The sequence below is a fragment of the Rhodococcus sp. G6(2025) genome (assembly GCF_058628105.1).
In genome coordinates this window covers 6,010,083-6,031,870 of record NZ_CP179750.1, presented here as the reverse complement: position 1 = coordinate 6,031,870, position 21,788 = coordinate 6,010,083, and the positions used below count along the sequence as shown (strand labels likewise).

The following is a 21,788-nucleotide window of genomic DNA, read 5'->3' as shown; positions in this document are numbered from 1 at the left end:
CGTTATCGAGAATCACTCGATACCTCCGAAACGTCGGGGAGGAAGGACAAGTTGTGGAGCGGTTGTTGCGCTATGCGCGACGACTTGCAAGCTGTGCAACACAATGCTCTCCGGTGCTGCCCCACGGTGTCAAGCATTCGCGTGTAAAAACTGCGTTCCCGAAGTCGGTGGGCATAACCTCGGGGCATGAGTGAATCCGAGGCAACGGCGCCCGCGGCCCAGGGAACGGAAGGAAAGGCGAAGACAGTGCACGCCGTGGAACGTGCCATCGACGTGCTCGAGATAGTCGCGGCAGAAGGCCGTGTCGGCGCCTCGGAGATCGCCGTGCGTCTCGGCGTGCACAAATCGACCGTGTCACGCCTGATTGCGTCGCTGCAGCAACGCGGATTCGTGGAGGAAGCGGGTGTCCGCGGCAAGTATCAGCTCGGATTCGCGGTAGTGCGATTGGCCGAGGCCACGGTCGCGCAGAGCGGGCTCGTCGAGGTTGCGCAGCCGGAGTGCGACCGCCTGGCCGATGCCTTCGGGGAGACGGTCAACCTCGCGGTACTGGACGGTGCGGCGACCCTCAACGTGCTCGAGGCCCGCAGCGATCGCCACGTCGCGCTGCGTACCTGGGTGGGTCAGGTGACCCCGGCGCACGCGACCGCGACCGGCAAGGTCCTGGTCTCGGAATTGACGTCCGGCCAGCTCCGGAGTCGGCTGGGGCCGCAATTGCGCCCGCTCACTCCCAACACGATCACCGACTTCCGGGCGTTCGACGTCGAACTCGAGCACGTGCGGTCGCGCGGGTGGGCGTCCACGGCCGAGGAACTCGAAGCGGGGCTCAATTCCATCGCCGTGCCGGTGCGGAGCAAGGTCACCAACCGGATCGTCGCGTCGATCTGTGTGTCCGGGCCGGAGTACCGGCTTGCTCCTGAGCGGTTCGAGGCCGTGGCGCTCGAACTCGCCGACGCGGTCGCGCGGATCGAAGCGCAGCAATCCGTCGGCGCGGGTGACTGAACGCCCGGAAGTGCTTCTCCCTCAAGGCGGGGCGAACGGATAGTCCCGTTTGTCCGGGTTCCGGCCGTCCGCGGTTAACGCGGTGTTTCGGTCGTGTCGCGTCCGCGAAAGAAGTGTCGAATGTGATGTTTGACACGTCCGCGGGCCACAGTCTAAGTTGTGTAAATCGCATAGCGTTGCTGATGACGCAACAATGCTGACGCCGCGATGACTCGGCGGGAACAGCTGTCCGCTGTTCGGACGGTCGCCGCGGATCGGGCACGCATGTCGTCACTCTCGGCAACGACGCCCCCTGCGATCTGCGCCCCCTACGCACACAGACATCAGGTCACAGCTCGACCGACACGCATCTTTCCCGGCAACGAAAGAAACGGTGACATCTATGTCCGCTCCGGACGTTCAAGCCCCCGCTCCCGCCTCCACGCCCGCACCGGCACTGATCCCCACCCTCGGTGGCCGGTACTACACCGACGCCGACATCTTCACGGACGAACAGGAGAACCTGTTCGAGGCGATGTGGTTCTGCGCCGTCCGCGCCGCCGATCTCGCCGACCCCGGAGCCTTCCGGAAGATCACGGTGGGCCGGGAGAGCGTGCTCCTCGTCCGCGGCCGCGACGGGGAACTGCGCGCCTTCCTCAACATCTGCCGGCACCGCGGCGCCATGCTGTGCACCGAGGACGAAGGGCAGATCCGCAGAAACCTGCAGTGCCCCTACCACGCGTGGACGTACGGACTCGACGGCAAACTGGTGGCCGCCCCCAACATGGCCGCGCTGCGGGACGAGACCGGAGCCGACATCGACCGGGTGCGGTACGGACTGGTGCCGGTCGCGCTTCGCGAATGGCTCGGCTACGCATGGGTGTGCCTGGCCGACGAACCGCCGTCGTTCGAGGACGAGGTCGTCGGCGCCGTCACCGAACGACTCGGTGATCCGGCCGCCATCGACCGGTACCAGATCGGAACCCTGGAACTCGGCCGCCGGATCGTCTACGACGTCGCGGCCAACTGGAAGCTGATCATCGAGAACTTCATGGAGTGTTACCACTGCGCGACCATCCACCCCGAGCTCACCGAGGTACTTCCCGAGTTCGCGGACGGCCTTGCCGCACAGTACTTCGTGGGGCACGGTGCCGCCTTCGGTGACGACGTCGAGGGATTCACCATCGACGGAACCGGCGGATTCGAGTCGTTGTCCGGCATCAGTCCCGACCAGGACCGCAAGTACTACGCCATCACGATCCGGCCGCAGGTTTTCGTCAACCTCGTGCCCGACCACGTCATCTTCCACCGCATGTACCCCGTGTCCGCGGATCGCACCATCGTCGAATGCGACTGGCTGTACTCCCCGGAGGTCACCGCGTCGGGTCGCGACGTCTCCCGTTCGGTGGAGCTGTTCCACCGGGTCAACCAGCAGGACTTCGACGCCTGTGAGCGGACCCAGCCCACGATGGCGTCGAAGGCGTACCGGAACGGGGGTGTGCTGGTGCCCGCGGAACACCACATCGGCGAATTCCACGACTGGCTACTCGAAAGGCTGAGCGGGGATCCCCGATGACCTACGCCGGCGAGCAACCGAGGGTGACCGACTCTCCCAGGGTGAACGGTGTCGATTCGCAACCCCGACACCAGGCGCAGGAGCAGCAGGCGGCGGCGCCGTCCGACGGCGAGGGGCGGCGGAGCGTCGACAAGGTGGTGTTCGGCACGGCCGCGGCGCTTGGTGTCGGGCTCATCCTCTGGGGACTGCTGGCACCGGAGAACCTCTCGGTCGTGTCGACCGCGGCGCTGGACTGGCTGGTGGCCGACCTCGGTTGGCTGTTCATCGCCGCGTCGTCGGCGTTCGTCGTCTTCTCACTCTTCCTCGCGTTCTCCCGGTACGGCCGGATTCCGCTCGGCCGCGACGGCGAGAAACCGGAGTTCCGCACGGTGAGCTGGATCGCGATGATGTTCAGCGCCGGCATGGGAATCGGATTGATGTTCTACGGCGTCGCCGAACCGCTCGCCCATCTGGTGAGCCCGCCGCCGGGAACGGACGGATCCGTCGGGTCGGCGATGGCCACGACGATGTTCCACTGGGGTCTGCATCCGTGGGCGATCTACGCGGTCGTCGGGTTGTCGATTGCGTACGGCTCCTACCGGCGTGGCCGCAAGCAGCTCATCAGTGCCGCGTTCTTCCCTCTCCTCGGTCGCCGCTCGGAGGGCGCCGTGGGGAAGGTCATCGACATCCTCGCGATCATCGCGACGATGTTCGGCACCGCCGCGTCGCTCGGACTCGGCGCACTGCAGATCGGTTCCGGTCTCGAGATCATCGGCTGGATGGGCCACGTCGGCACGTTCGCGCTCGTTGCCCTGGTCGGGCTCTTGACGTTCGCGTTCGTCGGTTCGGCGGTGTCGGGAGTGGCGCGGGGGATCCACTGGCTGTCCAACATCAACATGGTGCTTGCGGTGATTCTCGCGCTGTTCGTGTTCGTGCTCGGTCCGACCGTCCTCATCCTCAATCTGCTCCCCACCGCGATCGCGGACTACGCGGCGCAACTCGCCACCATGTCGGGACGGACGGCCGCGAGTTCCGGCGACGACACGGCGTCCTGGCTGTCGTCGTGGACGATCTTCTACTGGGCGTGGTGGGTGTCGTGGACTCCGTTCGTCGGAATGTTCCTCGCCCGGATCAGCCGCGGCCGCACGATCCGGCAGTTCGTTATCGGCGTGATCGTCATTCCCACCTCGGTCAGCCTCGTATGGTTCGCGGTGTTCGGCGGCGCAGGCATCGGACAGCAGCAGGACGGAGTCGACCTGGCGGCGCGTTCTTCGACCGAAGGCCAGTTGTTCGGGATGCTCGACCATCTGCCGTTGACGGGGTTCGCCACCGTGCTGGTCATGGTGCTGGTCGCGATCTTCTTCGTATCCGGCGCGGACGCCGCGTCCCTGGTGATGGGCACTCTGTCGCAGCGGGGTGCACGAGAACCGAGCACGTGGGTCGTCATCTTCTGGGGAACCCTCACCGGGGGCACCGCGGCACTCATCCTCTGGACCGGCGGCTCGGACGCCCTGCAGGGTCTGCAGACGATGACGATCATCGCGGCCGCGCCGTTCCTCCTGGTGATGATCGGATTGTGCTTCTCGCTGTATCGGGACCTCTCCCGTGATCCGCTCATCGTCGGCTCATCGAAAAGGTATGCACACGAGAGGGTTTCGGACACAGTATGAAGATGACGGCACTATCCGCGGATCAGGGCGTCCAGAGGTTGTTCGGGAAGGTGAATTTCATCGCGGGGGAGTGGGTCGCGGCGACGTCGGGCCGCACCCGCGACTGCATCGACCCGGCGACCGGGAACGTGATCGCCACGGTCGACGAGGCGTCGCCCGAAGACGCCGGGCGAGCCGTGCAGGCGGCCCGGGCGGCCTTCGACGCCGGGGACTGGCCGGAGACGGCGGTCGCCGCGCGGTCGTCGCTCCTGTCGCGTATCGCGGATCTGCTCGAGCGCGACAAGGAGGAATTGGCGCGTATCGAGACGCTGGACACCGGTAAGACGTTGGTGGAAAGCCGAATCGACATCGACGACGTCGTCTCCGTATTCCGGTACTACGCCCGGCTGGCCCTCGTCTCCAGCGACCGGGTGGTCGACGTGGGTGACCCCGCTGTGGTCTCCCGGGTCGTTCGCGAACCGATCGGGGTGTGCGTCCTCATCGCGCCGTGGAACTACCCGCTGCTCCAGATCTCCTGGAAGGTGGCACCCGCGCTGGCCGCCGGCTGCACGATGGTGCTCAAGCCCAGTGAAGTCACGCCACTGAGCACGATCGCGTTCGCCCGGCTGATCGAGGAGGCGGGTGTGCCCGCCGGTGTCGTCAACCTGGTGCAGGGGAGCGGCGCCGACCTCGGACCCGCGCTGACCGACACCGGTGACGTCGACTTCATCTCGTTCACCGGTGGACTCGCGACCGGCACCACCATCCTGGAGACGGCCGCGAAGCACGTCACGAAGGTCGCCGTGGAACTCGGCGGGAAGAACCCGCACATCGTGTTCGCGGACGCCGAGTGGGAGTCGTCGGTCGACCAGGTGCTCACCGGCGTCTTCCTGCATTCGGGGCAGGTGTGCTCGGCGGGGACGCGGCTGATCGTGGAGGAGTCGATCGCCGACGACTTCGTCGCCGCCCTCGTCTCGCGCGCCGAGGCCATCCGCGTCGGCCCGGGGCTCGATCCCGGCACCGAGACCGGACCGCTCGTGTCGACCGCACAGCGCGACAAGATCGAAGCCTATGTGGCACTGGGTATCTCCGAAGGGGCGGTGCTCCGGACGGGTGGCTCCCGGCCCGCCGATCCCGCGCTCGACGGCGGTAGCTACTACCTGCCCACCATCTTCGACCACTGCGACCGGTCCATGCGCATCGTGCAGGAGGAAACGTTCGGGCCCATTCTCACGGTCGAGAGGTTCACCACCGAGGAGGACGCGGTCCGGCTCGGCAACGACACCGAGTACGGCCTCGCCGCCGGAGTCCGGACGTCGGACGCTGCCCGCGGCGAACGGGTGGTGCGCCGCCTGCGCCACGGGACCGTGTGGCTCAACGACTTCGGCTACTACACCGCGGCGGCGGAATGGGGCGGATTCAAGAAGTCCGGCAACGGGCGCGAACTCGGACCGGCCGGGCTCTCCGAATACCAGGAAGTCAAACACATCTGGAACAACACGACCTCGCCTCTCGCGGGTTGGTTCACCGCGACCTGACGTGCTCCCGGCAGGGGCGCGCGAGCAGGCCTACTCACCTTCTCAGGAAGTGATCGAATGACCAGCACCGACAATACGACCGGCGATCACGACAGTGGACTCGAGGAGTTCGGCTACAAGGAGTCCCTCGATCGCAGTATCGGCAAGTTCGCGAGCTTCGCCGCGGGCGTCAGCTACATCTCCATCCTGACCGGCACTTTCCAGTTGTTCTACTTCGGATTCGGCACCGCAGGCCCCGCCTACCTGTGGTCGTGGCCGCTGGTGTTCGTCGGCCAGCTCGCCGTGGCGCTCTGCTTCATGGAGCTGGCCGCCAAGTATCCGATCGCCGGCTCCGTGTACAACTGGGCGAAGACGCTCGGCAGCAGAGTAGTGGGGTGGTCCGCGGGCTGGCTGATGCTCACCGCGTCGATCGTCACCCTGTCGGCCGTTGTGCTGGCGCTGCAGCTCAACCTGCCGCGGCTGTGGAGCGGCTTCCAGATCGTCGGTGACGGCACCGGAGAACACGACTTCGCCACCAACGCCGTCATTCTCGGGACGGTGATGATCGGCTTCACCACCGTCGTCAACGCGCTCGGTGTCCGTCTCATGGCGATGATCAACAGCGCAGGGGTGTTCATCGAGATCATCGCGGCGGTGCTGATCGCGATCATCCTCGCCGCCAACATGACCCGCGGCCCGCAGGTGTTCTTCTCCACCCACGGGTACGGCGCAGACGAAAGCGGTGGATACCTCGGCGCGTTCCTGGTGGCGACGCTCGCGTCGGGCTACGTGATGTACGGCTTCGACACCGCGAGTTCGCTGGGCGAGGAGACGGTCGAACCCCGCCGCACCGCCCCCAAGGCGATCTTCCGTGCGATCCTCGCGTCGTTCGTGATCGGCGGCGCGATCCTCGTGTTCGCCGTGATGGCGGCACCCGACCTCGACGATCCGAAGATCGGCGCGTCGGACGGCAGCCTGCAGTACATCGTGGAACAGGTGATGTGGGGTCCGCTGGGCACGATCTTCCTGGTGTGCATCGTGATTGCGGTGACGGTCTGCTCGCTGGCGGTGCACACCGCCGCGATCCGGCTGACCTTCGCCATGGCCCGCGACAACGCCCTCCCGTTCGGTGAGCGGCTCGCCCGCGTCCACCCGCGGACGCGGACACCCGTCGTGCCTGCGGTGACCATCGGGGTGGTGGCCGCGCTGATCCTGGTGGTCAACATCGGTCAACCGCACATCTTCACCGTGCTCACGTCGATCGCGATCATCATGATCTACCTGGCCTACCTGATGGTCACCGGACCGATGCTGAAGAAACGGCTGCGGGGTGAGTGGCCGCCGCGGGACCTGAAGGAGGGCGGCTACTTCACGATGGGCAGATGGGGACTGCCCGTCAACATCGTCGCACTCGTCTGGGGAATCGGGATGGCCCTCAACCTCGCGTGGCCACGCGAGGCCGTGTACGGGGAACCTTGGTACAACACCTGGGGCGCCTTCGTCTACATCGGCATCATCCTCGGGTTCGGCCTGCTGTGGTACCTCACCACCGGCCGGCACCACATCGGAACGTTGACGTCACACTGCGCGGCGGTGGTAACGACCGCGCCGGAATCCGAACCGAACGACAAGGAGCTCGCCCGATGACCGACGGCGAATCGAAGAGCACTGCAGGGGAATTCGACTACGTGATCGCGGGCGGTGGCAGCGCGGGCTGCGCACTCGCAGCACGTCTGAGCGAAGACCCGTCGGTAACGGTGTGCCTGCTCGAGGCGGGCCCGTCCGACGTCGGGGACCGGGCGATCCTCGAGCTGTCCCAATGGATGCATCTGCTCGACTCCGGCTACGACTGGGACTACCCCGTCGAGCCACAGGAGAAGGGCAACAGCTTCATGCGGCACGCCCGGGCCAAGGTCCTCGGTGGCTGCTCGTCCCACAACTCGTGTATCGCATTCTGGCCGCCGGCCGAGGCACTCGACGACTGGGAGGCGATGGGGGCGTCGGGTTGGGGTGCGCGCGACATCCTCCCGTACGTCAGCCGGCTCGAGAGCAACGACGCCCCCGGCGACGGGCACGGCCGCAGCGGGCCCGTGCGGCTGCGGGACGTCCCGCCGAACGACCCCTGCGGCCGAGCGGTTCTCGACGCCGCCGCCGCGGTCGGTCTGCCGACCGTCGCATTCAACCGCGGCGGAACGGTGCTCAACGGTGCCGGATGGTTCCAGATCAACGCGTCCGAGGACGGCACCCGGATGTCGTCGTCGCACGCCTACCTGCACCCGATCCTCGGGACCCGGCCCAACCTGGAGGTCCGGACCGGCTGCTGGGTGAGCGAGATCCTGTTCGACGAACAGCAGACGGCGACGGGCGTCCGGTACCAGCGTCCCGACCTCACCGGCTACGACACGGTGTCGGCGCGACGGGAGGTGGTGGTGACGGCCGGGGCCATCGACACCCCGAAACTCCTGATGCTGTCGGGTATCGGCCCGGCGGAGCATCTCTCGGAGTTCGGGATCCCCGTGCGCGTCGACTCGCCCGGTGTCGGATCGAACCTCGACGATCACGTCGAGGGCCTCGTGTTCTGGGAGGCGTCCCAGCCGATGGTCACCGAATCGACGCAGTGGTGGGAGATCGGACTGTTCGCGACCACCCGGGAGGGCCTGAACCATCCCGACCTGATGATGCACTACGGCAGCGTCCCGTTCGACATGAACACCCTGCGGTGGGGTTACCCGACCACCGACAACGGATTCTGCCTGACACCCAACGTCACTCAGGGCCGCTCCCGCGGAACGGTCCGGCTGCGGTCGCGGGACTTCCGCGACCGCGCGAAGGTCGACCCCCGATACTTCACCGACAGCGAGGGCCATGACGACCGGGTGATGCTGTCCGGGGTGAAGCTGGCCCGCGAGATCGCCGAGCAGAAGGCGCTACGCGGGTGGATTGCCCGCGAACTGGCGCCGGGACCCGACGCGGTGACGGACGCCGAAATCCTCGACTACATCCACAAGACCCACAACACGGTGTATCACCCCGCGGGCACGGCCCGCATGGGCGCCGTCGACGATCCGATGGCGGTGCTCGACCCGGAACTGCGCGTCAAGGGGGTTCGAGGACTGCGGGTGGTCGACGCGTCGGCGATGCCGAAACTGCCGCACGTCAACCCGAACATCACGGTCATGACGATGGCCGAGAGGTGCGCGGATCTGCTCCGCGGCCGGGCCGGGTCCGGGCTGCGGGCGGCGGAGTCGACGTTGTCCGAGGTCTGATCCGGGCGTCGATCGCCTCGGCGGTCCTTCGCCAGATCTCGCTCTCCGGATCGATGACGGTGAAGTGATCGCCGGGACCCTCGATCCGGACGACGTCGTCGGGGGTCGCCGCGGCGGCGTCGTGGTATTCCCTGCTCATCTCCAGCATGTCCGGCTCGTCGTCGACGGCGCACACCACCAGCTGAGCGGTGCCCAGCGGCAGTCGCTCGATCGGCGACGACCGTTCGTACGTCGCACGGTCGCCGGCCCGGTCGCCGCCGACGGCGTCCGCCACCGCGCCCTCGCCGAGGTGGCGTTCGCCGGCGAGTCGCAGATTCAGCACCCCGGCGAGGCTGACGGCCAGTGCCGGACGAACCGCTGCGTCCTCGGTCGCGGCGTCGGCGGCGGCGCGGAGCGCAAGCTGAGCACCGGCCGAGTGGCCGAGAATCACGACCCGCTCCGGGTCCGCTTCCGGCACCGTCGCGACGGCCTGCACGGCGTCGGCGACATCGGACGCCATTGCTGCCCATCGGTTCTCCGTGCCCCGCCGGTACTCGACATTCCAGGTGACGTACCCGCGGGCCGTCAGGTCGACTGCCAACGCGTCCATCAAGTCGGACTCCCAACGCGGACGCCAGAATCCGCCGTGGATCAGCACGGCGACGGGGAAGGGGCCGTCGGCGCCCGGGATCCGCAGTTCCACTCGCTGATCGGGGTGGTCGCCGTAGCGGACGGTCCGTCCGGGATGGAAGCGGTGGTGATACCAACTGTCGACGGCGTAGCGGAGTCCGTCGAGTCCGCGCCCCCGGATGTGGACCCGGGTGCCCGGCGAGCGGTCGGCCTCGCACTCCCCGAAATCGACGCGGATCGCTCCGCCGGCCGGGGCGGTGAAGGAGGCCCCGGCACCGGGCACGGCAATGAACTCGCCTCGCCCCGCCGCCGACCGCACGGCCCGCTCCAACCGGGCGGTGTCCGCGGCGAACGTCAACCCACCGGTCAGGCCGCGCGCATCCAGCGCCCGGCCCACGAGTTCCTCCGCGGTTCCACGGTGCGCCACCGCTCCGGGGGCGAAGACGATGTCGACTCTGCGGGCTGGTTCGGTCACCGGGTCACCGTACGTACCCGTGACGACATCTGGCCACGGGTGTTCGTGTCCTGGGTGAGGTGGCTCTGTGCGTGGTCTTCTCTCGGATGCGCGCTGAGTCGGTGCGCACGGACGGCGAAGCCGCATAATTGAGGGTGCGAGGTGAGGTCGGTGCGGCAGACGCCCTGGTTGGCCACGACGGTATTCGTCGGGTCGGTTGCTGTCCTGCTCGCATTCCACACCGGCGGCGGTGCGTCGAGCGAACCCGACAGGGACGCGACGCGCATGCTCGATCCCGCCGGGCCGGTCCTCGTCCTCACTCCGCCGCGCGGGCAGCCGGGCGACCGCATTCAATATCACGCGACGAGTCTTCCGACCTGTGGCGGGCCGTGGGCGGTGGAGTTCGGCGATCGTGTCCTGGGCGAGACCCGTCAGGTCGGCAGCGTCGCCGACTTCCGCGCGGCGGTGCCGAACCGCGGCAGTCGCGGTTTCCAGGTGGCCGGTCTGAGGTGTCTGCCGACCCCGTCCATGGTGGTGCAGACGTCGTTCGAGGTGCTCCCGGTGACACGCTCGTCGGAGCCGACCACCACCTGGATGCTGCCGCCACCAGAGCTACCGACGCGGACGACGAGACCCACACCGACGACCACCACCACGCTCACAGCTCCTGCTGACGCGGAACGGTAAGCGTCGGTTGGGGCCGTGACGTCTGGTCAATCGCCGAGCTACGAAGCGCGTATTCGACAACTGTAGCGGTCGCCACGATTATGTAATATGGAGGGCGGAGCCCGGAACTCGAACACCAGCAGTGAGGACGGTCATGGGCGTGCAGGCCAACACCAGAGCCATCGAGAAAGACATCGTCACCGACTTCAGCGAGCGGATGAGCTACGCCTCGTACCTCGACCTCGACACCCTGCTGAGCGCGCAGAAACCGGTGAGCCGGCCGGAGCATCACGACGAACTGCTGTTCATCATCCAGCACCAGACCACCGAGCTCTGGCTGAAGCTCGTCCTGCACGAAACGCTCGCCGCCCGAGCCGCTTTCGACGAGGACGAGATCGGCCGGGCGCTCAAGTGCGTGGCCCGCGTCAAGCACATCCAGAAGACGCTGACCGAACAGTGGTCGGTGCTGGCCACGCTGACCCCCACCGAGTACTCGGAGTTCCGCCGGTTCCTCGGCAATTCGTCCGGGTTCCAGTCCTACCAGTACCGCGCCGTCGAGTTCGTGCTCGGCAACAAGAACGCCGGAATGCTTGCGGTGTTCGACGCCGATCCCGCCGCCCACGATCTGCTCGAACGGCTCCTCGCCGAGCCGAGCCTGTACGACGCGTTCTGGCAATGTCTGGCGCGGCTCGGGTACGACGTGCCGGCCTCCGCGCTGGACCGCGACGTGACCGCCGCCTACACGCTGAACGAGGACCTGCTGCCCCTGATCAAGTTCGTCTACGAGAACCACGACGAACACTGGGCCGTCTACGAGGCCTTCGAGGAGTTCGTCGACCTCGAGGAGAACTTTCAGCTGTGGCGCTTCCGTCACATGCGCACGGTGCTGCGGACCATCGGCATGAAATCCGGAACGGGAGGGTCCAGCGGAGTGGGATTCCTGCAGAAGGCGCTGGACCTGACGTTCTTCCCGGAACTGCTGGCCGTGCGCACCGAGATCGGACGATGATGACCACTTCGACCGATGTGCCGGCCGCCCGCGCCGCCGAGCTCGACGCCGCGGACCCGCTGCGCCCGTACCGCGACCTGTTCATCGGCGCCGACGACCCCTCGGTGCCCGCCTACCTCGACGGCAACTCGCTCGGCCGACCCACCAAGGCGAGCGCCGAGCGGATAGGCGTCTTCGTCACCCAGTCGTGGGGTGGCCGGCTCATCCGCGGGTGGGACGAGGAGTGGTACGACCTGCCGATCACGATCGGTGACACTCTCGCCAGGGTGGCGCTCGGCGCGGCCGCCGGGCAGACCACCATCGGCGACTCGACGACGGTCCTGCTGTACAAACTCGCGCGAGGTGCGCTCGCGTTGCGGCCGGACCGCACCGAGATCGTCGTGGACCGCGACAACTTTCCGACGGACCGGTACGTGCTCGAGGCCGTCGCGGGAGAACTCGGGCTCACGCTCCGGTGGATCGAGTCCGATACCCGGGGCGGCGTCACCGTCGACGACCTGAAGTCCGTGGTCTCCGAACGCACCGCGCTCGTCGTGCTCAGCCACGTCGCCTACCGGTCCGGGTACCTGGTCGACGCCGCCGGCGCCGCTCGCGTGACACACGACGCCGGTGCGCTCCTGCTGCTCGACCTGTGCCACTCCGTCGGCTCGGTTCCCCTCGAACTCGACACGTGGGGTGTCGATCTGGCGGTCGGGTGCACGTACAAGTATCTGAACGGCGGACCGGGCTCACCGGCGTTCGCCTACGTTCGTGCCGACCATCAGCAGGACTTCGTGCAGCCGATCTGGGGCTGGATGGGCCGCGACAACCCGTTCGCGATGGAGCAGGGCTACCGCCCGGCGCCCGGCATCCGGCGGGTGATCAGCGGAACGCCGTCGGTCCTCGGCATGATCGCGCTGCAGGACACCCTCGCACTCCTCGACGAGGTCGGCATGGACGCCGTGCGCGCCAAGTCGATCGCGCTCACCGAGTACGCACTCGACCTCGTGCGCGAATTTCTGGTGCCGCTGGGTGCGGAGATCGGGTCGCCGGAGGATTCCGCCGAACGGGGTGGTCACGTCATCATCGACCACCCGCGGTTCCAGACCGTCGTCGAGCGACTGTGGACGAAGGGCGTCATCCCCGACTTCCGGGCCCCGCAGGGGCTTCGGCTCGGCCTGAGCCCGTTGAGTACCAGCTTCGGTGAGGTGTGCGCCGGGATACTCGCGATCCGTGATGAACTCACCGACTGAACCGGCGAGCGCGATCCTCGACGACTTCGATTCGCGGCCCGGCAGCGCGACGTCGCTGATCCGCACCGTCCTCGGCGCGTACGTGCGCGACCTCGGCGGGTGGGTGGCGATCGCCGACTTCGTGGAATTGATGCAGGCCGTCGGTATCCCGTCCGAATCGACGCGCATCGCGGTGGCCCGCCTGAAGAAGAAGGGGGTGCTGCGGCCGCTGACCCGCGACGGGCGGAGCGGGTACGAGGTGACCGAGCAGGCCGAGGCGATGTTCAGACGCGGCGATCCGCGGATCTTCGGCTTCCGTCAAATGTCGGACACTGATCCCTGGCGGCTGATCTCGTTCACCATCCCCGAATCGCAACGGGCGGTGCGGCACCAGTTGCGCAGGCGACTCGGCTGGATCGGCTGCGGAACCGTGTCGCCCGGCCTGTGGATCGCCCCCGAGTACCTCGCCGGCGAGGTCCAGGACATCGTCGCCGCGCTGGGCCTGTCCGAGTACGTGACCACGTTCGTGTCCACGGCGGTGTTCGTCCCCGATTCGATGGGGGACGCGGCGACGCGGTGGTGGGATCTGGGCGGCATCGCCGGGCGGCACCGCGACTTCCTGGACCGCCACCGGGTCGCGCTGTCTGCCGCAGAGGAGGTGTCGCCGCGCGACGCGTTCGTCCGCTTCGTCCCGCTGCTCGACGAATGGCGCATCATCCCGTACATCGACCCGGGCCTGCCTACCGGGATGCTGCCCGCGGACTGGCCCGGCGCCGACAGCGTCCGCCTGTTCGCGTCGGCGCGGGACCGCTACCTCGACGGGAGCCGCGACTGGGTGCGGAGCGTGCAGTCGCGACTACCCGTGTGAGGTGCTATCCGAGGAATTCCTCGCCGATGTTCTTGGCCCACTCCTCGGCCTGATCCTTCGGGCGGATCGAGCTGGACCCGTCGTGCCTGCCGTGTTCGCCCACCTGGACCGCGCCGAGGGAGACGAGCTTCTCCGCGATGATCTCGCCGCCGCGGTTGTAGGTCTCCTCGTACACCTTGTCGCCGAGGCCGAACAGCGCGAACTGCACACCGGTGAGGTCGGGTTGGTCCTCCTCGAGACCCTCGAAGAAGGGTTCCGCGCCGGTGGGCAGCTCGCCCTCACCGTAGGTGGAGCACACGATGACGTGGAAATTCTCGGGGTCGAGGTCGCCCGCGTCGAACTCCATCATGTCGTACAGGGACGTGTCGCCGTAGTCGCCGAGCACGTCGGCGATGTTGTCGGCCACCAGTTCGGAGGTTCCGCCCTCGCTGCCGTACAGAATCACCACTGCCATTGTTCTTGCTCCTCGTGAGTTGCTGCCGACGTGGTCAGTACACGTCGCGCAGGTAGCGCTTTTCCTTCTTGAGCTTGGTCACGTAGTCGGCGGCCTGCTCGGTGGAAAGGGTGCCATGGGTGGCGATGACCTCGTGCAGGGCCCGGTCGACGTCCTTCGCCATCCGGGTGGCGTCGCCACAGACGTAGAAGTGGCCGCCGTCCTCGAGCCAGGCGAACAATTCCGCGCCGTTCTCGACCATCCGGTTCTGCACGTAGATCTTCTCCGCCTGGTCGCGGGAGAAGGCGAGGTCGAGGCGGGTGAGGAGACCGCTGTCGCTCATCGCGCCGATCTCGTCCTCGTAGATGTAGTCCGACGCTCGGTGCTGGTCGCCGAAGAACAGCCAGTTGCGTCCCGACGCGCCTCGCGCCTGCCGTTCCTGCAGGAACGCGCGGAACGGCGCGATGCCGGTGCCGGGGCCGACCATGATCATCGGTGCGTCGTCGTTCGCGGGGACGCGGAACGACTTGTTCTTCGACACGAAGATCCCGCCGCTGCCACCCTCGGCGATCCGATCGGCGAGGAACGTGGAGCACACGCCGCCGCGGTCGCGTCCGGCCGAGCTGTGGCGGACGCTGGCGACGGTCAGGTGCACGCTGCCGGGGTTGGCGAGTGGGCTGGACGAGATGGAATACGCCCTGTGCTGCAACGGCTTCAGCAGCCCGACGAACTCGTCCGCGGTCAGGGTCACCGACGGTTCGAGGAGCAGCAGGTCGAGCACGTCCTTGCCCCACAACCAGGCGTCGAGGGCTTCCTTGTCGCCGTGCCGCAGCACGTGGCTCAGTTCTTCGTCGCCCGCCCGCTTCTCGATCTCGTCGATGAATTCGTGGCTCGGCGTGGAGATCTCGTACCCGTGCAGCAGGAGATCGCTGAACGGTCGCTCCTTGCCGGTGACGGCGGCATCCGCCGGGATGCCCAGCCGGGACACCAGGGCGTCGACGAGCGCGGGATCGTTGATCGGCATCACACCGAGCGCGTCACCGGCCTCGTACTCGAGACCGCTGTCGGCGAGCGCGAACTCGTAGTGCCGGATCTCCTTCGCGGACGTGTCACTCGACAGCCGCCGGTTCACGGAGAGCGTGGACGCGTAGGGGTTCTTGCGGTTCCACTGCGACCGCTTCCGGGCCGGCTTCGTCTCGGGCTCGGCGACATCGGCGACGGGGGACTCGCCGCGAATGCCCTCGACGGCCGCGAACAGGGGGAGGGTGTCGGCGACCCACGCGGCGGCGGTGTCCTCGTAGTCGACGTCGCAGTCGACGCGCGGAGTGACGCGGCGGGCACCGAGCTGCTCGAGCCGGGTGTCGATCATCTTGCCGGCCTGGCAGTACCCGTCGTAGCCGGTGTCGCCGAGCGCGAGGACGGCGAAGTCGGTGTTCTCCAGTCGCGGCGCGGTCTCCGCCGCCAGCGCCTGCCAGAACAGCTCGGCGTTGTCCGGCATCTCACCCTCACCGTAGGTGGAGGTGACGACGAGGACGCGGTGCATGGCGGCGAGGGCGTCCCTGTCGACGTCGTCGAGCGCGCTCACCACCGGCGCGAAGCCCTGCGAACGGGCCGCGGCCGCAGCGTCTTCCGCGACACCCTCGGCGTTCCCGGTCTGGCTGCCATACAGCACGTGCATGGCGGGCAACTGCCCACCGCCCGCCGCAGCAGGCGCGTCGGAGCCGCCGACGACCAGGCGCGAACTCATGCCGGCGAGGAAGCCGGTGAGCCACACGCGCTGGTCCTCGCTGAACGGGGCGTCCTGGGGGATGTAGGGCATCTTCATGAGGGGACCACGTCTCTCGTGGGGATCAGATCGGGGAGAGCGTGCTGCGCGAACAGCTCCTCGAAACCGGGCAGCCGGCCGATCTTGTCGACGTTCTTGGCGTCCTGGTGCAGGATCCAGCCGTACGTGCCGGGGGCGTCGATGGACCGCACGTTGCGGCGGCGCAGCGCATCCTTGTAGTCGGCGAGACGCTTGGCCGCCACCATCACGGCCAGGTCCTCGTCGCTGTAGTCCTTCAACGCTTCCCGCGCGTACCGCTGCAACCGCTGCATGAGGAAGAAGTCCTCGGTGAGCAGCAGGTTGCGGACGGCCTTGTCGACCGCCGGATCGGACGGATCCGCGGCACCCGGCAGCTTGGACAGCGCCATCTCCTGCGCCGCGTTCAGCACCGTGTAGTTGTTCAGCAGCGCGAACATGGCTTCGGTGTCGGCCTCGCCGTAGCCGGGCACGGCGCCGTCCAGCACCGCGTGACCGTCCCGGTAGTCCAGCTTGAACTTGCGCACCTGGTGCGCGACCAGTGCGGCGGCGAGTTCGTCGGCGAGCTCCTTGCGGGGCTTGGCCTTCAGGATCTCGTCGCTGTCCTGGTACTGCAGCAGTGCGCGCGGCATGCCGTACACGAAGTGGTGCTGTTCGGTCTCCCAGTTCTCGAGCAACCAGGCCGCCTTGGCGGAACCGGTGGCCTCGAGGTGCCACCCGAGCAGCACGTGCACGGCCTGACGGTGCAGCGCCGCATGCTCGTCGTCGCCGGTGATGGAGCCGAGCAGGATCGAGTCCGCGCTGGCCTTGGCGGGCAGCTTGCCCTCGGGGTCGTACTGGTAGACGAAGCCACCGCTCATCCCGTTGCCGACACCCTTGCCGAAGCCGCCGAGGTTGAGGACGGCGCCGTTGGTCATGTACTCGCACGCGAAGTCGCCGACGCCCTCGACCACCGCGGTGGCACCCGAATTGCGGACGGCGAAGCGGTCGCCCGCCTGACCCTCGACGAACGTGCGTCCACCGGTGGCGCCGAACAGTGCGAAGTTGCCGATCAGCACGTTGCCGCCGTGCAGATCGGAGCCGCCACCGGGCGAGCGCACGACGATGCTGCCGCCGTTGGCGCCCTTGCCGACGCCGTCGTTGGCGGTTCCGGTGTGGACGAGGGTCATGCCGTCGTTGCAGAACGCACCGTACGACAGGCCCGCGGATCCGGACGTGGCGATCCGGACGCTGCCGTCGCGCAGGTAGCCGCGGCCGCGCTCGTCGCGGAGCACCGCGGGCAGTTCGACATCGGTGAGCTCGTGGTTCAGCATCCGCTCGATGTCGACCGCCAGCTGGGCGCCGACGCTCTTGTTGCGGTTGCTCAGGTGCACCCCGTCGCCGAGCTCGACCGTGGCCTCGCCCTGCTCGACCACTGCGGCGCGCAGCTGCACGAGCCAGCCGTCGTCGAGGGTGTAGTCCTTCTCCAGGTACACCGGATCGCCGATGGTCACTTCCTCGACCACGGCGAGCATCGCGCGCAGGTCGAGCTGGCCGACGCTCGACGGGTGGTCGAGGAGCTGCAGCAGATCGGAGCGGCCCCGGGCCTCGCGCAGCGAGGACATCCCCAGCTCGGCCAGCACCTCGCGGGTCTCGTGCGCGATGTTCAGCAGGTACTGCGCCATCGCCCGCGGATCACCGTCGAACAGTTCGGGATTGGTGGTCAGACCGGCCGGGCACTTGACGTTGCAGTTCTTGGCCATGACGCACTTGAGCATCATCAGCGCGGTGGTGCCGAACTCGAAGCTGTCGGCGCCGAGCAGCGCCGACTTCACCACGTCGCTCGCCGTCTGGTGCGCCCCGGAGCAACGGAGCAGCACCTTCTGCCGCAACCCGTTGGCGCACAACGCCTGATGAACCTCGGCGACACCGATCTCCGCCGAACGTCCGGCGTACTTGAGGCTGGTCACCGCCGCGGCCCCGGTGCCGCCGGTGTTGCCCGCGACATTGATGACGTCGGCGCCGGCCTTCGCGACACCCACCGCGATGGTGCCGATGCCCTCCGAGGACACGAGCTTGACGATGACGCGAACCCGCGCCGCCTTGCAGTCGTGGATCAGCTGCGCGAGGTCCTCGATGGAGTACGTGTCGTGATGCGGTGGGGGAGAGACGAGTTCGACACCGGGGGTGCCGCCACGCGCGGCCGCGATCTCGACGGTCACCTTGGGTGCGGGCAGCTGCCCGCCCTCGCCCGGCTTGGCGCCCTGCGCGATCTTGATCTCGAGTTCCTCGAGCATCGGGTCGGCCAAATACCCGGCCCACACACCGAAGCGGCCGGACGCGAACTGCTTGATCCGGGAACCGCGGATGGTGCCGTAGCGCGAGATGTGCTCGCCGCCCTCACCGCTGTTCGACATGCCGCCGACCATGTTGGTGCCGTGCGCGACGGCCTCGTGCGCGTTGGAGTTCAACGCGCCGTGGCTCATGGCGCCGGACGTGAGGAACGGGGTGATCTCGCTGGCCTTCTGCACCTGCTCGATCGGCAGGCTCGCCGGAGCGGTGCGCAGCAGCGACAGACATCGCAGCGCCTCACCGGACGTGCGCACGAGCAGGGCATCGCCGTCCACGCTGTGCTCGAGGAGGTCGTCGCCGAACCGCATCGCCAGCGATTCGCCGAGCGCCGCCAGCACACGGGCCTCGCCCGCGTGGGGGCCGGTGAGCCGCAACCGGAACCGGTCCTCGCCGAGGGCCTCGGATTCGAGTCCGCGCACCGCGAAGCTGTTGTTGCCCTTGCGTGAGAAGCGGCCCATCTGCTTGCGGAACTCGGCTGCCGTGGTGAGGAACGTGACGTCCGCAGGCAGATCCAGCACGTCGCGCAGCGCTGCGGGACGACGGGTGCGCTCCTCGGCCATCGTCCGCGCGAACGCGCGGTAGCCGGGGGTGATCTCGAAGCGGTCGATCGCCTCGGGTGTCAGCTTCTGGAAGCCAGCGTTGCGGTAGGCGTCGTCGTCGAGGCCGAACGCGTCCTCGAGCCGGTTCAACGGCAGCAGTCGCAGCGATTCCGTGTGGTCCTGCGTGCCCGCCGTGTCGAACGAGATGGGCTCCTCGGTGAGGTCGACGAAGCCACGCACGGCCGCCGTGCCGTATGAGTGACCGGCGCCTTCCGCGCGCTCCTTGAACAGGCCGAGCAGCGGGACGTCCTTCTCCCCGGTGACCGTCAGGGCGCGCTGGTGCCAGTCGGCGACGGCCTGCGCGATGACGGCGAACCCGACACCACCCACCGGCGTCTTCACGTTCGCGAAGTAGCGGCGCAGCACCCGGTCGTCGGTGTCGAGGTAGTTGGGTTCGAAGAACTCGCCGCCGATGTAGCTTTCGGCGGTGCACAGGCCGACCCGGCCCATCGTCTTCATCAGCGACTTCTCGGCGGCCTTCGCGAACCGCTTGAACGCCACATCCGCCTCGTCGGCGAACTTCTCCTCGGCGCGCAGACGGACGGCGAGCGGGTAGATCGCGGCGGCGCCGAAACCGAGGGCGGCGGCCACGTGGTGCGACGACGAGATCTGACCGCTCTCCGCGACGACGGACACCCGCAGGCGCAGGCCCTCCTCGATCAGCCGCTGGTTGACAGCGGAGATCGCCACGATCATCGGCAGCGCGGCGCGGTCGGTGGCCACGTGGCGGTCGGTGACGATCGCGATGCCGCCCTGCTCGCGCGCGAACGACTCCACCTCGTCGCACAGCCCGTCGACCGCGGCCTCGAGTGCGGCCGCGTTGGCGGCGGAGTCACCGTGGTCGGGGGTGTACAGCATCGGGAAACGCTGCACCGGCGTCTCGGACTGCTTGCGGATCCGCAGCATGTCCATGTGGGTGAGGATCGGCGACGGCACCACGATCTGCGGCGCCGACCGCGCCCCGCTGTTCGGCTTGGCGCCCAGCGCGACGCGCAGCGTCATGCCGTCGGCCTCACGGATGCTGTCGAGCGAAGGGTTCGTGACCTGAGCGAAACGCTGCGAGAAGTACTTGGCCACCCCGCCTTCCTGATCGGAGAGCGCGTTGATGGCGTTGCCGTAGCCCATCGCGGAGATCTTCTCCTGACCCGACGCGAGCATCGGGTCCATCATGAACTTGAAGCTTTCCTGGTTGTGCGAGTACGCGACGTAGCGCTGGGTGCGCTCGAGGTCTCCGTTGTACCGCAGCGGTCCCGGCTCGGCCTCGACCTCGGGCAGCGCCTCGATGGTCCGGCGAGCCTCCGCGACGAGCGTCGGGTAGTCGTTCCGGGAGGCGAGCAGCTCGAGTGCCTCGTCGGTGGAGTACGAGCGGCCCTCACGGTGGTCGAAGTACAGCATTCCGCCGGCCTCGATGCGTCCGCGGTGCAGGACGGTGTCCGGGTCGAAGTCGATCTGCCCGGCCTCGGACGTGACGCACAGGTACTCGTCCGTCTCCACCGAGCGCAGCGGACGCAGTCCGAGCCGGTCGAGCCGGGCGCCGACGACGGTGCCGTCACCGAAGATCAGCGCCGCCGGGCCGTCGTTCTTCTCCTCGTACAGCGAGAAGTACTCGAGCATCGCCCGGACCTCGGACGACAGGGTGGAGTCGTTCTCCCACGCCGGCGGCATCATCGACACCACCGCGGTCACCAGGTCGAGACCGTCCTCCACCACCCGGCTCTGCAGCGTCTGGTCCAGGCGGCAACTGTCGGACTGGCCGTGCGGGCGGACGATCTCCCGGTTGCGGGCACGAGCGAGCGCCGTCTCGGACAGGCGGTTCTTCTTGTCCGTGTTGAGCTCGCCGTTGTGCGCCATCAGACGGAACGGCTGCGCCATCGTCGGGTGCGGGTCGGTGTTCGTCGAGAACCGGGTGTGGAAGTACAGGGTGTGGATGGCGTGCGCCGGGTCGACGAGGTCCTGGAAGTAGGGCATCACCTCGTTCGAGTTGAGGCGGCCCTTGAGCACCTGGGTGCGGGCGCTCAGCGACAGCGGGTACAGCCCGGCCAGATCGGGCTGGGTGTACGCGACGGCCTCGATCGCGAGCAGGGCGTCGTGGATGCGACGGTCGAACTCGGTCTCGTCGGCGCACGCGTCGGGCGCGGTGAACACCCACTGCCGGATCGGCAGCTGGTGCCGGATCGCGGCGGGCCGGAGCACGGTCGCGTCGACGGGCACGTCACGCTCGAGCAGCACCCGCAAACCCTGATCGGCGAGAGCCCGCTCGATGACGGCCTCCGCGTCGCCGTGGAACGCCACGTCGGTGGGGAGGAAGAAGTTGCCGACACCGAACCGGCCGGCCTCGAGATCGTCCTGACCGGTCAGCGTGCGGAAGAACGGCACCGACAAGTCGACGCAGACACCGGCGCCGTCGCCGACACCCTCGGCCGACATGCCACCGCGGTGAGGAACAGCACACAGGGCCTGATGGCCCCGGGTGAGGACGTCATGGGTCTGAATGCCGTCCTTGCGGGTGATGAAGCCCACGCCGCAGCTGCTCTTGTCGAGCGTCCTGTCGTACAGGCCGGACTCGGTGGCACTCGTGTTCAACCGACTGTCTCCTCGCGATACTCGCCGAATATGGGGCCGTGCTGGGCGCACGGGTGGCGTCGGCGAGAGGATCACGGCAGAGAACCGGCCCCGAACCGATACGCCGGTGAGGCAGACGTCGTTGTCTGAGGTGCGGAACTTTCGCAGGTCCGCGCGAAATCGCAGATTAGCCGAGGCTAAGTCTCGAGAGCAAGTAGCTCGATCCGCAGCCGACGAGCGGTACCAAATCCGCGCCGAGCGTGCAGCCGAACGACGAGTT

14 protein-coding genes are annotated in these 21,788 nt (G+C 67.9%); 10 read left to right on the top strand and 4 right to left on the bottom strand.

All coding sequences use genetic code 11. The features are described from left to right. Positions 1–186: 186 nt before the first annotated feature. The 6 genes from ACLIVD_RS27890 (at position 187) to ACLIVD_RS27865 (ending at position 8,965) form a co-directional block, all read left to right on the top strand. The gene (locus ACLIVD_RS27890; protein ID WP_283331166.1) at positions 187–999 is read left to right on the top strand and encodes an IclR family transcriptional regulator; all 813 of its coding nucleotides are present in this window, start codon (positions 187–189) and stop codon (positions 997–999) included. Positions 1,000–1,381: 382 nt separating this feature from the next. Beyond that, the gene (locus tag ACLIVD_RS27885; protein WP_283331167.1) at positions 1,382–2,554 is read left to right on the top strand and encodes an aromatic ring-hydroxylating oxygenase subunit alpha; all 1,173 of its coding nucleotides are present in this window, start codon (positions 1,382–1,384) and stop codon (positions 2,552–2,554) included. Beyond that, complete coding sequence (locus ACLIVD_RS27880) at positions 2,551–4,203, top strand: BCCT family transporter (protein ID WP_283331168.1); 1,653 nt, start codon at positions 2,551–2,553, stop codon at positions 4,201–4,203. Before ACLIVD_RS27885 ends, ACLIVD_RS27880 begins: the two co-directional genes overlap by 4 nt. Then, entirely contained in the window at positions 4,200–5,720 is a 1,521-nt protein-coding gene (locus tag ACLIVD_RS27875; RefSeq protein WP_317568438.1) for an aldehyde dehydrogenase family protein, read from the top strand. Before ACLIVD_RS27880 ends, ACLIVD_RS27875 begins: the two co-directional genes overlap by 4 nt. Before the next feature lie 57 nt (positions 5,721–5,777). Continuing rightward, positions 5,778–7,346: an APC family permease gene (locus ACLIVD_RS27870; protein ID WP_491930967.1), complete on the top strand. Its 1,569-nt coding sequence runs from the start codon at positions 5,778–5,780 to the stop codon at positions 7,344–7,346. Further along, positions 7,343–8,965, top strand: coding sequence for a GMC family oxidoreductase (locus tag ACLIVD_RS27865; protein ID WP_491930966.1), 1,623 nt, complete (start codon positions 7,343–7,345; stop codon positions 8,963–8,965). The genes ACLIVD_RS27870 and ACLIVD_RS27865 overlap by 4 nt, the downstream gene beginning before the upstream one ends. On the opposite strand, the gene ACLIVD_RS27860 is transcribed toward ACLIVD_RS27865, so the two are convergent. After that, on the bottom strand, positions 8,874–10,049 hold the full coding sequence (locus tag ACLIVD_RS27860) for an alpha/beta hydrolase family protein (RefSeq protein WP_491930965.1): 1,176 nt from the start codon (positions 10,047–10,049) through the stop codon (positions 8,874–8,876). The genes ACLIVD_RS27865 and ACLIVD_RS27860 overlap by 92 nt on opposite strands. A 150-nt stretch (positions 10,050–10,199) precedes the next feature. Between ACLIVD_RS27860 and ACLIVD_RS27855 the strand changes: the two genes are divergently transcribed. From ACLIVD_RS27855 to ACLIVD_RS27840, 4 genes are all read left to right on the top strand, one after another. Then, positions 10,200–10,715, top strand: a complete 516-nt coding sequence (locus ACLIVD_RS27855) for a hypothetical protein (protein WP_491930964.1) — start codon at positions 10,200–10,202, stop codon at positions 10,713–10,715. Positions 10,716–10,848: 133 nt separating this feature from the next. Further along, positions 10,849–11,703 (top strand): tryptophan 2,3-dioxygenase, encoded by an 855-nt coding sequence (locus ACLIVD_RS27850; protein ID WP_280782087.1) that lies wholly within the window; start codon positions 10,849–10,851, stop codon positions 11,701–11,703. Then, entirely contained in the window at positions 11,700–12,935 is a 1,236-nt protein-coding gene (locus tag ACLIVD_RS27845; protein ID WP_491930963.1) for a kynureninase, read from the top strand. Before ACLIVD_RS27850 ends, ACLIVD_RS27845 begins: the two co-directional genes overlap by 4 nt. Then, entirely contained in the window at positions 12,919–13,782 is an 864-nt protein-coding gene (locus ACLIVD_RS27840; protein WP_491930962.1) for a PaaX family transcriptional regulator, read from the top strand. The genes ACLIVD_RS27845 and ACLIVD_RS27840 overlap by 17 nt, the downstream gene beginning before the upstream one ends. Before the next feature lie 4 nt (positions 13,783–13,786). Here ACLIVD_RS27840 and ACLIVD_RS27835 read toward each other — a convergent pair whose 3' ends face one another. Genes ACLIVD_RS27835 through ACLIVD_RS27825 form a run of 3 tightly spaced genes read right to left on the bottom strand, consistent with a single transcriptional unit; the run spans position 13,787 to position 21,529 of the window. Continuing rightward, a complete protein-coding gene (locus ACLIVD_RS27835) occupies positions 13,787–14,236 on the bottom strand; it encodes a flavodoxin domain-containing protein (RefSeq protein WP_477952699.1) in 450 nt (149 codons plus the stop codon). Positions 14,237–14,270: 34 nt separating this feature from the next. Next, entirely contained in the window at positions 14,271–16,040 is a 1,770-nt protein-coding gene (locus tag ACLIVD_RS27830) for a sulfite reductase subunit alpha (RefSeq protein WP_491930961.1), read from the bottom strand. After that, positions 16,037–21,529, bottom strand: coding sequence for a glutamate synthase-related protein (locus ACLIVD_RS27825; protein ID WP_491930960.1), 5,493 nt, complete (start codon positions 21,527–21,529; stop codon positions 16,037–16,039). The genes ACLIVD_RS27830 and ACLIVD_RS27825 overlap by 4 nt, the downstream gene beginning before the upstream one ends. Positions 21,530–21,788 lie beyond the last annotated feature (259 nt).